Here is an 11,846-nt window from a genome sequence, read left to right as displayed (position 1 = left end):
CCCCCCTTATCAAGGGGGGCAGGGGGGATCGAACCCAAAATCTATCTTCAATTTAATTATAACCAGCTACTTAGCAAAATCCCCTGGCTTTTTCCGGTTATTTGACTAAATAGCTGCGCCATTGGGAGGCAACTTCTTCCAGTAAACGCCAAGTTTTTCCCTCGATCTGTCTTTGTAAATAAAGATCAAAATTGTTGTGTTGTTTGGTATCTTTTTGATGGGGCAATTGTAGAGTTAGATCGTAATCCCCCTGCAAGTGATAGGCGGGCAAATTGCCCACATAAATCGGTTCCAGACTGGTGACATTAATTTTAGCAATTTTTACCTGCGGCTCATCGATCTGTAAAGATTGACTAAGACGATCGGATGTGTGACGAAATTGTAATAAAAGGGCTTTAGTGACGATTTCTCCAGGGGGGGCAAATTCTTGGGGGGGAGTGACACTACCACAAGCAGTCAGGAAGACAAGGAAAATACTGGTTAAAAAACCGAGAAAACGGCGCATACAATGATATTTTGAAAAAGAATGGCAGCGGGTTAAGAAAGATTATGACTCAACCAAACGAGCGAGAGAATTTCAGCCAAGCAGAAACGGTGATCCGACTACAAGAGGCGATCGAGCAGTTAAATTCGATCGTTTCCCAACTTAACACGGGAACGGGGACAGTGTTACCTCCCAAAGTTGTCGTTGATAATCTTCTTAACTCAACGCAACAGTTAGCCGCTGCCTTAAAACCAGACGAATTCGCGGAAGTTGAGCAAAGTTTAACCCCAGATTCTCCCATGGAAGCAGTCGAGGGAATCGACGATATTTTACCGGATTTCGATCAGGTGGAGGGGTGGTGGACGGCAATTTTGAACAAAATTCGCCGACTTTTACCGACGGGAATTGGCGAAAAAATTCCCGATTGGTTAATCACTGGCTTGTTAACAGGAAGTTTAGTCACTATCCTCTTAGTCGCCGTCATCAGTTTACCGAAAAATCCCGGGGAAATTGCCGAAAATATGCCCGAAGTTATCCCTAGTCTCCCACCGGCAGCCGGGGAAATTATCGAAACTCCCCCAGAATTAACCGCACCAGAGGCACCGATTCCCGTCCCGATTACCAAAGCCAAACCGCGATTGACTCCCGAACAAAGTTTAGTCGCAGCCATTCAAGAGGAAATTACCGATTTAACTACTCGTTATCCCGCCGGTATTATTTCTACCGTAGAGGCAGATTTTTTGGCTAGTCGTCTAGTAGTTATTTTGGGCGATAATTGGTATAGCCTCGAGGCATCACAACAGGATAAATTGGCTAATTCGGTGTTTCAACGTTGCCAAAGTCTCGATTTTCGCCGCTTGGAAATGAAGGATAACGAGGGAATTCTCCTCGCTAGAAGTCCCGTTATCGGCGATCGAGTGGTGATTGTCAATCGCACTCAACCCAGCACTGGCATCTCCTCCGGTGAGTAGTTGTGAGCGCAGGGGAAGAGAGTTTTCGACCAAGACAGCCGCAAGAATTCTCGCCCACCAGGCCGCTTTTTTCTCTCCCTGGTTAGATATCTATCTGAATATACACAAAAATTAGTGATCCCTGACTTAACAGTGCTATAATTGGCTAGGTAAAATTTTGTAACGATTCTTAATCTTGAACCTACCCGATAGTCAATGCCTCCCCCCGCCCTGGGTGGACGCGACCTTTTTGGTGCCAGAAAAATTGCTCCGATCTAACCCAACTCCCTTAAACCTTTCTAGGGTTTCCCTGACCGCCAAAATTTTGCCCTAACTACCAAGAGTTAAGAGATTTCAGATTATACCATGAACTCTGTTATTCGTCAACAGCGAGCGCTGATCACCGGAGCCAGTAGCGGCATCGGCAAAGAAACCGCCCTCGCTTTCGCCAAGGCGGGAATTAATCTGGTGTTAATCGGTCGCGATCAACAAAAATTGGCAACCGTGGCGGCAATGGCGGCAGATTTAGGCGTATCAGCCCAAGCTTACCCCTTAGATTTGGCAGATATCCCGGAAGTAGCTCCTAGTATCGCTAAAATCGCCCAAGAATCCGGACCGATCGACATCCTGATCAATAATGCCGGCATGGGTTACACAAATCCCTTGGCCGACACACCTTTGTCAGACTGGCAGCGGGTGATCGCTCTCAATTTAACCAGCGTTTATCAGTGCGTGCAAGGGATTTTACCTGCTATGCGTCAACAGGGGGGAGGCATGATCGTTAATGTTTCCTCGATCGCCGCCGATAATTTTTTCCCCGATTGGGGGGCCTATAGTGTCAGCAAAGCTGGATTAGTGGCATTTTCTCGCATTTTGGCGATCGAGGAGCGGGCCAACGCCATTCGCGTCACGATTATCACCCCCGGGGCTGTCAATACTCCCATCTGGGACAGCGATAGCGTTAAAGCAGATTTCGATCGCTCGGCCATGTTGACCCCAGATATCATCGCTCAGGCCATTCTGCAAGCGGTGTTACTGCCCAAACAGGCCGTAGTGGAAACGATGACCATTATGCCCAGTGCGGGGGCATTATAACCCAAAATACTTCTATTTATCAATCAATTCGCCTACAGGCATCCTCATTATGACCATAGCTTCTTCTAACGGTTTAAACGGTAATCTAACCGACGCTATCCAAGCACGCGTGACCACTCGCCCCGATCGCAACACCCACAATGGCAAAACCGCTCAAATTCATCCAACTTCCGACGAAAACAAAGAACAGATGATGGATGCGGTCAGAAATATCCTGATCTCGGTGGGGGAAGATCCCGACAGAGAAGGTTTATTAAAAACCCCCAAACGGGTGGCCGAAGCGATGCAGTTTCTCACCCAGGGCTATCAACAATCCCTAGAAACCCTCGTTAATGGTGCGATCTTCGATGAAGGTCATAATGAGATGGTATTAGTGCGCGATATTGACTTCTTTAGTCTCTGTGAACATCATATGTTACCCTTCATGGGTCGGGCCCACGTTGCCTATATTCCTAACCAAAAGGTGGTCGGATTAAGTAAATTGGCCCGCATTGTGGAAATGTATTCCCGTCGTTTACAGGTGCAAGAGCGCCTCACCCGTCAGATTGCCGAAGCGATTCAAGAAATTCTCGACCCCCAAGGGGTTGCGGTAGTCATGGAAGCAACCCATATGTGTATGGTGATGCGCGGGGTGCAGAAACCCGGATCCTGGACCGTCACCAGTGCCATGTTAGGAGTCTTCCAAGACGAGCAGAAAACCCGCGAGGAGTATCTTAACCTGATCCGTCATAAACCCAATTTCTTCTAGTCAGGGAAATGGGGGAATTCAACTAAAACCCCAACACCCAAAACCTTCTAACTGATCACTGATCACTGGATTTTTGCAGTCGCTCTAACAAGAGGGCGACTTTTTTAAGATCCTTATCACCAGGCGATCGCTCAACGCCGCTAGACACATCAATACCATCGGGGTGCAGCCTGGTTAAAGCTTCACTAATATTATCGGGGTTGAGTCCTCCAGCGAGAAACCAGGGCAAGGGGGGCGAAAAACTGGCTAAGGCTTGCCAGTCTAAGGTATGTCCCGTACCGCCGAGCAATCGGGGATGGTAGGCATCTAAAAGTAAAGTATCGACGCTATTAAAGTAAATTGCCGACTTTTCCCAACTTTCTCTGTCTTTGATCCGCAAAGCTTTGATAATTTCCCGGTCGGGTAATAATTGCCGCAACCTTTGGCAATATTCGGGAGATTCCATACCATGTAACTGCACACTTGTCAAGGGGGTTTTAACAATTATTTGCTGAATAATTTCCGGTTGCTCGTCGGCAAAAACCCCAATAAAATCAATTTTGTCGGGTATTGCGGCGATAATAGCGTTAATTTGCTCGCTGTTGACGTAACGAGGCGAACTCGGTACGAGGATAAAACCTAAGGCCGTAGCTCCTAAATTGGCGATCGCTCGGCCTTGGTCCGGTTGGGTAATGCCGCAAATTTTAATTCGCATTTAATCTTATTCACAAAACGTTACAAAAACTGTTAAGTATTCAAACAAAAAGCAGTTTCGGGTCAAGAGCTTTTTATAATGCCCTGTGATTAACAAAATCTTATCAAGACTGGAGCGCAAATGATCCCTTCCGCCTTACTTTTAGCCACTGCTCAAACCATTCCTTGGAATTTATCCGTCGGGATTACCATGACGTTAGCTAACCTAGTAGCGTTCGTTATCGGTTATTTTGCCATCCAAAATACCGGAGCAGGCCCGGCTTTACCCTTGCCGCAGTTAGCCTCCAAAAAAAGCTTCGGTCTGCCGGAATTATTGGCTACCATGAGTTTTGGCCATATTCTCGGTGCGGGACTGGTTCTCGGTCTTTCTAACGCAGGTATTCTCTAATCAGTAATCAGTAATCAGTAATCAGTAATCAGTGACCGGTAATCCTCAGAGAGAGGAGCCAGTAGTCAGTAGTCAGTAGTCAGGAGAACTAAGTATAAAGATATTTTAGGCAACTTCATCCCTATTTTCCCATTTTTGAACTCTCAAGAGTTAATTATGTCAGAAGTCTAGGTGATTATTCTGGCTGCCCGCGAGAAAATTAAAAAATCAGTTGCTCAAGTTGAAGTTAGAGACTTTGCTGACGAAGAAGAAGCAGTATTGGCTAAATTAACCCATGAAAGTTAGATGGCTGCGGAAAGCAGTATCGAAAATAATTGGTAAATCCGAACGTTGCTAATCGCTTAATTAATCGTAAATATTGCCTCTGTCTCCTTGCCGATTTTAAAAATAACTCGCATTTTGCCAACACGAATTCTGGAGAATCCTTTCAACTCACCTTTAAGTTTTTTGATATCAAGTTCTTCAGGAGGATAAAGGTTTTGAGTTTCAAGGCAGGTTTTGAGAATACCAATTTTAGTCAAAACAGATTTTCGGCTATTGGCATCTAGTTTCTCCAAAAATTTATTGGCTGATCTACTGATCCAGATCTTCACGATTAAACCAGTCTGTAATATCAACGAAGCCGTCGTCTTTGTAATCAACAGGATTAAAGGTTGCTTCTATGTCAGCTTGTTCTATAGCGTTTCTGATTCACAAGAGGTACATTCCCGATCCTGAACAGCTTAATCAGCAAAGGTTTGAGTGTGCCGCACAGATGCGAGAACCGCTATATATCATCAATATAGGGAATCAGCATCTCGAAGAATTTAAACCATTCTTCCCGCATAACTTTGCGGACGCTTTCCTTGATGATAGTTTTGAGCATTAGAGCATCTAAGCTGTTTGCAGGATCTATATATTTTCCTCCAATCTACTCAAGAAAACGGGTTTCTTACAGCAGTTATCTTAATGATCAGGTAGGAAGTTTTCGTTTTGGGGTGTCGGTGGTCGATACCAAATTAGGTTACACTTCATCTTGATGAGCAACACTGTACCGCGAACCGAAGTTAAGTACAGCCAATAGATCGTAAAATTTAAACAGTTATTCTATGGATTTTTAAGGCTTTTTTCTGAGATTGTAAAATTTGGTTAAGCAACTAAGTAAAAGTGAGCGATCGATGCTAAAAAAAACACCAATGACAATGATAGATTTCTTTCGCAAAAGTGAAGGAGTTTGGTTTTCTCAACGTACTGTTCATCGTTTTGACGCGGCGGGAGATGAATCAGGAGAATCTAACTTAATTATCAAGGTTTTAGCCGCAGATAATCCCAAAGTTCTGGAAGTTTGCCGAGAACAAGGGGTAAATCCAGAGTTAATTAGTGGCGGAGCTAGTTTTCAATGGCAGGGCAATTTAAGCGAAAAAGCCCCCGATCCTAACTACGAAGCGATTCTAGTCGATGTTCCCAATCCTGTCAATGCTCGCTATGGCAAATTTCTCCGCAATAAAGGCTATGTGGAAGACATTCCCGTTATCGGGGTCTATCATTTTGCCGAGGATGGAGTATTAACTATAGATACAGAATACGAGCGTAATCAAGGACAGGAGCGCTGCTGGTTTATTACCGATAATTTTCGTGTGCGCGTCAGTACAGTCAAGATTATTAATGGTGTGAATTTAATGACCTATTGTTCCGAGCGCCGTTGTGTCGAGTCTTCTTTTTTAGAAGACTTAATCGAGAAAAATCGCCAGCGAGCCATTAATAGTTAAATATTTTCATCAAAGCGAGTTTGAAAACTGCCATACTTAAACCAATATTGTTTTAATTCATGGTGGGGAGTGTGTAAACTCGCTTTCACTTGGTAGAGGAGAATTTTGCGGTGAGTGCCGATCCAAACTCGTTTAAGCGGTTCCACAGAAATCACCGTTCCGCCTAAACTTTTCACACACTGCTCGAAGCGTTCCACCGCAGAATAATCTAAGGTTTCAAAGAGGAAAAAGTTGCCCGAACAAACCAGATGACGGCTCCGGATCCAAGCTTGCATTTTTTGACGGGCGACTGGTGGGAGCATGGTGGTAGATTCTTGGATAGTTTCCATTGGTTTCCGTTCAGTCTGCTGATTAACCGTTCAAATCATCGAAGGAACTTCGGCGGCAAAATTCTGTATTTTGACAAATTTCAAAGCTCCCGCCGTTGATCCCCATACCTGTTCGTGGTTGTCCACATCTAAACCGCGATCAAAACTGACAAAAGTGTTTTCTGTCAGTTCCACATCGCTAACTAAATAGGTTTTTTTGCCGTATTTTTCGATAAAACAACTATTGCCCTCTACCTGGCCACGAAAGAGATTTCCCTGCCGTTGAAAAATCATCGAACAGTGATAACGGCGAGCAATTTTGTCTGGTTTTATACTGCGTAAAATTGACAGTTCCCGTCCCGCTCCTGCATAAAACATCGGGTTTTGTAAACTGTAATTTTCGATATAAATATCCTCTCCTCGATCGATAAAACGATGCACCCCTTGCCGATAGGGTCGCCAGAGATCGTAATCGTAAACCTGTTCGGAATAAAACCCAATTCCTCCGAAAAAATCCCAGGGTAAAGGTCGGAAAAATACATGGATATGGGCGTAATTTTTGGCATCTTCAAAAGCTTGTTGCTGATTGCTAAAATCCCCCGCTATCCAGTGAGCTAGAGTTAAAAGTAAATCACTGTCCGCCATGGTTTTTACTGCCCTAAGATACAGATAAATCGCGAATTTCTGAGGAAAAAGAAGCCGTAACTACTCCCGTCCCCTCACTGGTTTTAATCAAAGATACTCGTAGGCGAAAATTAGGAGTAACAAACCAGATTTTTTCTTCAGCAGTGGCTCTTTCATATTCGGTTAAGAGGACAAAAGTGCCGTCTTCTTGAAAGTGATAACGACCGATGGAGGGAATAGTTTCTGCATAACCTTGATCCCGCAATAATCGCCCTGATCGAGGATTATTTTCATCGGGAATTGGGATTAAAATTGTCGTTCCTTCAAAGGTAGATTCATCATCCCAATCCGATTCTCCTTGCCAACTCATGCGAAAGGGATTACTGGCAAAATTTGCATCGATATCATAGGACTTACACAGGTCGATTACCTCCTGATCTTCTTTTTTTAAAGGCACGATATTGATCGTCGATTTGACCTGTTCAAAGTGAGTAAAAGCTAGATGGTGAGCGCTGCGCTGAGATCGCCAACGACCGAGGGAAAGTTTGACAAATTGTCTGATATCCATAGGATAAAGCAGGTTTTAACGATTAATTATCAAGGAATTTTCGTAGAAAAAAGAGCGAATAAGAAGGGGGCATTTCACTATTCGCTCTCGAAAATTTTAGGAGATACTTAAGTGTAATCTTAAGCTATTCTTCTTCTGATTATAACTTATTTTTTTGCAGTGGAATTATAATTTTTACTAGGATTAACTTAGTCGCAATCAAACCAGTGATTGTTATTAAACAATCAACAAAACAACAGTATTGATCGTGAAAATATTTCGGTAAATTAATCACGATTACTCTGGTTATAGCTAAATATTAAAAAGCTCAATATTTAGCCTTAAAATAATAACTGTTTTTTCGGAGATTTAAAGTCAGCTTTTTGGTATTTAAATTACTCCTTGAGACCGTTTATGAGAGGGAAGAAGGTAGCTGCAAAAGAGGGATTTCGAGCATTTGTACTAAAATTCTTCTAGGCCGTTTAAATCCAGTAAGCCAAGACCCATTTTAACCGCCTATCCTTAGATTAGCCGAATCTCCCCCAATCCCCCCAACCCTCCTTTGCCCCCCCCCGAAGTCGGGGGGGTTGGGGGGGGTCTTGCCTCTTGCCTCATCTCAACAAGCAGTTTAAATCCAGTACAGCTTATCTGTGAGGCAAAAACCCCCTCAACGAGTAGAGAAGCTATCCCTACTCGTTCACTATCGAGGTTTTTAGGCGATTTCGGTGATACTAACGATCGTACCGCCCGCCCGATGGATACGCTGAATTTGGGGAGTCATGCGATCGCCTGGTACCAGATATTCCGTGGTACTAACCCGGCGAGGACTATCAAATTTCGCCCCTTTAACGACAATTTTGAAAGTCTTCTCGGTTGCGTCTTTGTAGGCACTCAAACGACCACCTTTACTAGGTAAAGTGATGGGACTGGCGCTATTAGTCGCCACTTCCGCACCCAAACGGGCCGCGGAGAAAGCACTATCAACCCCGGCATAACCTTGGTAGAGGGAAAGGGTGCGATTGTAGTTAATATTTTTCTGACCGACTTGGCTTTTCGCCCCTTGGTAATAGGGAACAATATTATCGCCGAATTTGCTTTGATATTCGCTGCTATCGAGATAGGAGTCGATTTCCGCTTCGTAGCCTTGACCGACACAAATCTGGATATGGGCTGAAATTTCTCCCTGGTCCGCCGGGGCCCGACCTAAGAGGTGTTTGAAATTTAACTCGATAAAACGGTAGGGAGCGCAGGACTCAAAGTAACGACGGCGATAAAAATCCGATTTAGCAATCGCACGGACAAATTCCCGCACCGTCAGATTACCATTAGCCAGTTGCGATTCGGCAGTGGTTAGGCGCTCGCTTTCCATCACGTGGGGATTCCCCAAAACCTGCTTGTAAACTGCCCGAATTACTGCGGCCACTTCGTCGGGACTTCTCGACGGTCGCAGCTCCACTGGACTTTCTAAAACTAAACTCATTGAGATTCTCCTAAACAAAAACGATAGCTGACCGGAACTCTAGTTAATCGGGGTGATACTAGCGATAACACCCCCCTCACGGTGGATGCGCTGGTATTCTTGGGATAATTTGTTAAAAGGGACGAAATAAACCTGATTACTGCGGCGGAACTTGGAGACGCGGTTAACTTTGCCCAAGGAACGATAACCGGTCACCTCAATGCGGTAAACCTTGCCTTCTTCCCCGGCACCGGCACCCAAACGCGACCGCGCACCACTAGAGGTATCTTGGAAAGACCAACCATCACCCACAGAACCACCGGAGGGGGGAATAACGGGGAGGGGAATTTCTTGAATAACGTATTTGTTCAGTACGGGAGCTTTACCAGAAATACTGCCCTTCAGGTCGCTGCTGGAGTTACCGCGAGATAGAGCGAAAATATGGGTGAATCCCACCATATTGCGCCCCGGTTCTGTTTTATAGCCTCGACAATAGGGAACGATGTTTTCGCCAAAGGTGTTTTGGTATTCGTCGCTGTCGAGGTAGGAGTCAATTTCTGCCTCGTAGCCTTGGCTATCGAGAATTGTACTGTGGGCGCGCATTTCTTCCAATCCGTCGGGAGCGCGACCGAGGAAATGTTTAAAGTTGAGTTCGATAAAACGATAGCGGGGACAGGTATCGAAGAAACGGGAGCGATAGAGATCGGATTTAGCGATCGCACGGACAAATTCCCGAACGCTTAATTCTCCTATTTTTAATTGGGATTCAGGAACCACTGCCCGTTCGCTTTCCATAACGTAGGCATTGCCCAAAATTTGCCGGTATACGGCTTGAATTAAAGTTTCTTTCTCGGCCGCCGATTGTCCGGGGAGCAATTCTAGCGGGGGAGTTTCTTCGTACCGGGCCACTCCAAGTTGGGAAGCAGGTCCAAAAGTCATAGCAAAACAATCTCCTTAAGGTGGGGTAAAGGATTGCTGCGGGACGACTTCGGGACAAAATGCCTTCTCAGCCTTTCCCGCAGGGTCAATTTGGCGATCGATGCTTAATTTCTCGGGCGAGTCCATCAAGAACGCTCAACAATTGTAGCAAAGGACACGAAAAGAAACCGGTGAAAAGATCGAAAAGATATCGATAAAATTTGGTAAAGATATCGGGAAGATCAATATAGTAAAGAAATCGGAAAGATAACGGAAAGAAATCGGAAAGATTTTTCTCCAACCCTTGCTAGGTAAAGCATAAGTTGGTTATTTAAGTGCAAGAAATAATTAATCTGAAATATAACTTTACAAAATTTTGGTCAAAGAGTCGAGAGGTGTTTTATTATTAAGCTGTATTTCAAAGAATGAACATTTTTTGATAAGTTTAAACTGATGCTGATCTTGATATCGGCAGCTGCTAACGGTTAACCCATCTCTAGCGTTCCATGAGGATTCTTTTAGTTGAAGACGATAGCCGTTTGGCAGCCACCTTAGCGGAAGCCCTCACCGACCAATTTTATGTGGTCGATACGGCTTTAGAGGCAGAATCGGCTTTAGAATACATCAGGGCCAGCGATTACGACCTGTTACTATTAGATGTCATGTTGCCGCAATTAGATGGCATTAGTTTTTGTCAACAATTGCGATCGCGTGGTTATCAGATGCCGATCCTAATGGTGACGGCCCGGGATACAGTTAGCGATAAAATTTCCGGTTTAGATGCGGGAGCCGACGACTATATCGTTAAACCGGTGGATTTAGGGGAATTATTCGCCAGGGTGCGGGCTTTACTCCGTCGCAATGTGGCCTCGCTGCCGCCGATTTTAGAATGGGGTCATTTACGCCTAGATCCCGGGGCCTACGAAGTTAGTTATGCCGGCGTTGCCATCCATCTCACCCCCAAAGAATACTGCATTTTAGAACTGCTGCTGCGCCACGGTTATCGCTTAATCGGTCGCCGCACCATCATCCAGCACGTTTGGCCGATGGAGGAATCCGTGGAAGAAGATACGGTTAAGGTTCACCTGCGCGCACTACGACAAAAGCTAAAAGCGGCAGGAGCGCCCGAAAATTTTATCGAAACTGTCCACGGTGTCGGCTATCGTCTCTGTAAAATCGATTAACCCCGATCCTCACAAACAAAGTCCACTACTCGATCGATTTCCCGGGATGAGCGGATGCGACGACTACCGCTGCCGAGTTCGCCGCCACGACAATTAGCCCACCAACGCTCGCGACTGCCATTAACGATCGCATCAAATTCTCTAATTCTGCCACTATCATAATAACTGCGGCGATCAACGACAAAACGACCGATATTGGGGAGGCGAAATTCTTCGTAAACATTACCTTCCCAACCGCCACCAGAATTACCGTGATGGTCGTCGGTGCGTACCTCAAACTCGCCCCGACAACCATTTCTCACCACAATATTGCCGTTTTGGAAATCCCAATTACCCTCACAGGGAGCAGCGGAGCGAGTGCGGGTTAATCTCACCTGGGCCCATCGAGCATTGACGGGACAGCGAGTAGTGCGACCGCTTTGACTTTCACAATTAACTCTCATGGTTCTGGCCGCTGCTGGCTCGCTCCCTAGGGGATAAATTAGCAACAAACCGAGACTAGATAATAAAATTTGGCGAAACATTGTCTTAATCTCCAAGAAATTCTCTAGTTTATCTTACAGGGGTATCCAGAAAATGAGTAATAGTTGCTTGAGATGCGTTAATCAACAAAAAAGAAGGGTGATTTAACTTCACCCTTCCCCCTATTCGGTAAATTTTCTTGCCATCCTTAGAGAGCGTTACCGCGAGGTAATACTTC

Annotated in this window: 16 protein-coding genes; 7 read left to right on the top strand and 9 right to left on the bottom strand. The window is 45.1% G+C overall.

Annotated features, from left to right (window positions below; translation table 11 throughout):
* Positions 1 to 97: 97 nt before the first annotated feature.
* The gene (locus MICAI_RS16630) at positions 98 to 505 is read right to left on the bottom strand and encodes a hypothetical protein (RefSeq protein WP_002784438.1); all 408 of its coding nucleotides are present in this window, start codon (positions 503 to 505) and stop codon (positions 98 to 100) included.
* A gap of 44 nt (positions 506 to 549) precedes the next feature.
* On the opposite strand from MICAI_RS16630, the gene MICAI_RS16625 reads away from it, so the two are divergent.
* The 3 genes from MICAI_RS16625 (at position 550) to folE (ending at position 3,277) form a co-directional block, all read left to right on the top strand.
* Positions 550 to 1,455, top strand: a complete 906-nt coding sequence (locus tag MICAI_RS16625) for a hypothetical protein (RefSeq protein WP_008204749.1) — start codon at positions 550 to 552, stop codon at positions 1,453 to 1,455.
* 345 nt (positions 1,456 to 1,800) lie between these two features.
* On the top strand, positions 1,801 to 2,529 hold the full coding sequence (locus MICAI_RS16620) for an SDR family oxidoreductase (RefSeq protein ID WP_008204746.1): 729 nt from the start codon (positions 1,801 to 1,803) through the stop codon (positions 2,527 to 2,529).
* Positions 2,530 to 2,578: 49 nt separating this feature from the next.
* Positions 2,579 to 3,277 carry a GTP cyclohydrolase I FolE gene (gene folE, locus MICAI_RS16615; RefSeq protein ID WP_008204743.1) on the top strand — a complete coding sequence of 233 codons (699 nt, stop codon included), beginning with the start codon at positions 2,579 to 2,581 and terminating at the stop codon, positions 3,275 to 3,277.
* Between the two features lie 55 nt (positions 3,278 to 3,332).
* On the opposite strand, the gene MICAI_RS16610 is transcribed toward folE, so the two are convergent.
* Positions 3,333 to 3,971 carry a phosphoribosylanthranilate isomerase gene (locus MICAI_RS16610; protein WP_008204741.1) on the bottom strand — a complete coding sequence of 213 codons (639 nt, stop codon included), beginning with the start codon at positions 3,969 to 3,971 and terminating at the stop codon, positions 3,333 to 3,335.
* Between the two features lie 120 nt (positions 3,972 to 4,091).
* Here MICAI_RS16610 and psaK point away from each other — a divergent pair, with 120 nt between their 5' ends.
* Entirely contained in the window at positions 4,092 to 4,358 is a 267-nt protein-coding gene (gene psaK, locus MICAI_RS16605; RefSeq protein WP_002756861.1) for a photosystem I reaction center subunit PsaK, read from the top strand.
* A gap of 171 nt (positions 4,359 to 4,529) precedes the next feature.
* A complete protein-coding gene (locus MICAI_RS16600) occupies positions 4,530 to 4,643 on the top strand; it encodes a hypothetical protein (protein ID WP_039900412.1) in 114 nt (37 codons plus the stop codon).
* Between the two features lie 56 nt (positions 4,644 to 4,699).
* On the opposite strand, the gene MICAI_RS16595 is transcribed toward MICAI_RS16600, so the two are convergent.
* On the bottom strand, positions 4,700 to 4,915 hold the full coding sequence (locus tag MICAI_RS16595) for a type II toxin-antitoxin system RelE family toxin (protein ID WP_232306223.1): 216 nt from the start codon (positions 4,913 to 4,915) through the stop codon (positions 4,700 to 4,702).
* 600 nt (positions 4,916 to 5,515) lie between these two features.
* Here MICAI_RS16595 and MICAI_RS16585 point away from each other — a divergent pair.
* Positions 5,516 to 6,106, top strand: coding sequence for a phycobiliprotein lyase (locus tag MICAI_RS16585; protein ID WP_008204737.1), 591 nt, complete (start codon positions 5,516 to 5,518; stop codon positions 6,104 to 6,106).
* Here MICAI_RS16585 and MICAI_RS16580 read toward each other — a convergent pair.
* The 5 genes from MICAI_RS16580 to MICAI_RS16560 form a co-directional block, all read right to left on the bottom strand.
* On the bottom strand, positions 6,103 to 6,408 hold the full coding sequence (locus MICAI_RS16580) for a hypothetical protein (RefSeq protein WP_039900414.1): 306 nt from the start codon (positions 6,406 to 6,408) through the stop codon (positions 6,103 to 6,105). The two genes, MICAI_RS16585 and MICAI_RS16580, sit on opposite strands and share 4 nt — an antisense overlap.
* Positions 6,409 to 6,465: 57 nt before the next feature.
* Complete coding sequence (locus MICAI_RS16575) at positions 6,466 to 7,059, bottom strand: chromophore lyase CpcT/CpeT (RefSeq protein ID WP_008204732.1); 594 nt, start codon at positions 7,057 to 7,059, stop codon at positions 6,466 to 6,468.
* A 13-nt stretch (positions 7,060 to 7,072) separates the two neighbouring features.
* Positions 7,073 to 7,606 (bottom strand): phycobiliprotein lyase, encoded by a 534-nt coding sequence (locus tag MICAI_RS16570; RefSeq protein ID WP_008204730.1) that lies wholly within the window; start codon positions 7,604 to 7,606, stop codon positions 7,073 to 7,075.
* Positions 7,607 to 8,297: 691 nt separating this feature from the next.
* Entirely contained in the window at positions 8,298 to 9,065 is a 768-nt protein-coding gene (locus tag MICAI_RS16565; RefSeq protein WP_008204728.1) for a phycobilisome rod-core linker polypeptide, read from the bottom strand.
* Between the two features lie 39 nt (positions 9,066 to 9,104).
* Positions 9,105 to 9,983: a phycobilisome linker polypeptide gene (locus MICAI_RS16560; protein ID WP_008204727.1), complete on the bottom strand. Its 879-nt coding sequence runs from the start codon at positions 9,981 to 9,983 to the stop codon at positions 9,105 to 9,107.
* Positions 9,984 to 10,468: 485 nt separating this feature from the next.
* Between MICAI_RS16560 and MICAI_RS16555 the strand changes: the two genes are divergently transcribed.
* Positions 10,469 to 11,146 (top strand): response regulator transcription factor, encoded by a 678-nt coding sequence (locus tag MICAI_RS16555; protein WP_008204725.1) that lies wholly within the window; start codon positions 10,469 to 10,471, stop codon positions 11,144 to 11,146.
* Here MICAI_RS16555 and MICAI_RS16550 read toward each other — a convergent pair.
* Positions 11,143 to 11,670, bottom strand: coding sequence for a DUF3011 domain-containing protein (locus MICAI_RS16550; protein ID WP_008204724.1), 528 nt, complete (start codon positions 11,668 to 11,670; stop codon positions 11,143 to 11,145). The two genes, MICAI_RS16555 and MICAI_RS16550, sit on opposite strands and share 4 nt — an antisense overlap.
* Positions 11,671 to 11,846: the final 176 nt, after the last annotated feature.

The organism is Microcystis sp. T1-4, assembly GCF_000297435.1.
In the GTDB taxonomy this organism is placed as follows: Bacteria; Cyanobacteriota; Cyanobacteriia; order Cyanobacteriales; family Microcystaceae; genus Microcystis.
This window is presented reverse-complemented; position numbering and strand designations above follow the sequence as displayed.

Coding starts and splice junctions, on each gene's coding strand:
- MICAI_RS16625 (WP_008204749.1), top strand. CDS start 550: ATGACTCAACCAAACGAGCGAGAGAATTTCAGCCAAGCAGAAACGGTG.
- MICAI_RS16610 (WP_008204741.1), bottom strand. CDS start 3,971: ATGCGAATTAAAATTTGCGGCATTACCCAACCGGACCAAGGCCGAGCG.
- MICAI_RS16630 (WP_002784438.1), bottom strand. CDS start 505: ATGCGCCGTTTTCTCGGTTTTTTAACCAGTATTTTCCTTGTCTTCCTG.
- MICAI_RS16555 (WP_008204725.1), top strand. CDS start 10,469: ATGAGGATTCTTTTAGTTGAAGACGATAGCCGTTTGGCAGCCACCTTA.
- MICAI_RS16585 (WP_008204737.1), top strand. CDS start 5,516: ATGCTAAAAAAAACACCAATGACAATGATAGATTTCTTTCGCAAAAGT.
- MICAI_RS16560 (WP_008204727.1), bottom strand. CDS start 9,983: ATGACTTTTGGACCTGCTTCCCAACTTGGAGTGGCCCGGTACGAAGAA.
- MICAI_RS16550 (WP_008204724.1), bottom strand. CDS start 11,670: ATGTTTCGCCAAATTTTATTATCTAGTCTCGGTTTGTTGCTAATTTAT.
- folE (WP_008204743.1), top strand. CDS start 2,579: ATGACCATAGCTTCTTCTAACGGTTTAAACGGTAATCTAACCGACGCT.
- MICAI_RS16570 (WP_008204730.1), bottom strand. CDS start 7,606: ATGGATATCAGACAATTTGTCAAACTTTCCCTCGGTCGTTGGCGATCT.
- MICAI_RS16565 (WP_008204728.1), bottom strand. CDS start 9,065: ATGAGTTTAGTTTTAGAAAGTCCAGTGGAGCTGCGACCGTCGAGAAGT.
- MICAI_RS16620 (WP_008204746.1), top strand. CDS start 1,801: ATGAACTCTGTTATTCGTCAACAGCGAGCGCTGATCACCGGAGCCAGT.
- psaK (WP_002756861.1), top strand. CDS start 4,092: ATGATCCCTTCCGCCTTACTTTTAGCCACTGCTCAAACCATTCCTTGG.
- MICAI_RS16580 (WP_039900414.1), bottom strand. CDS start 6,408: ATGCTCCCACCAGTCGCCCGTCAAAAAATGCAAGCTTGGATCCGGAGC.
- MICAI_RS16575 (WP_008204732.1), bottom strand. CDS start 7,059: ATGGCGGACAGTGATTTACTTTTAACTCTAGCTCACTGGATAGCGGGG.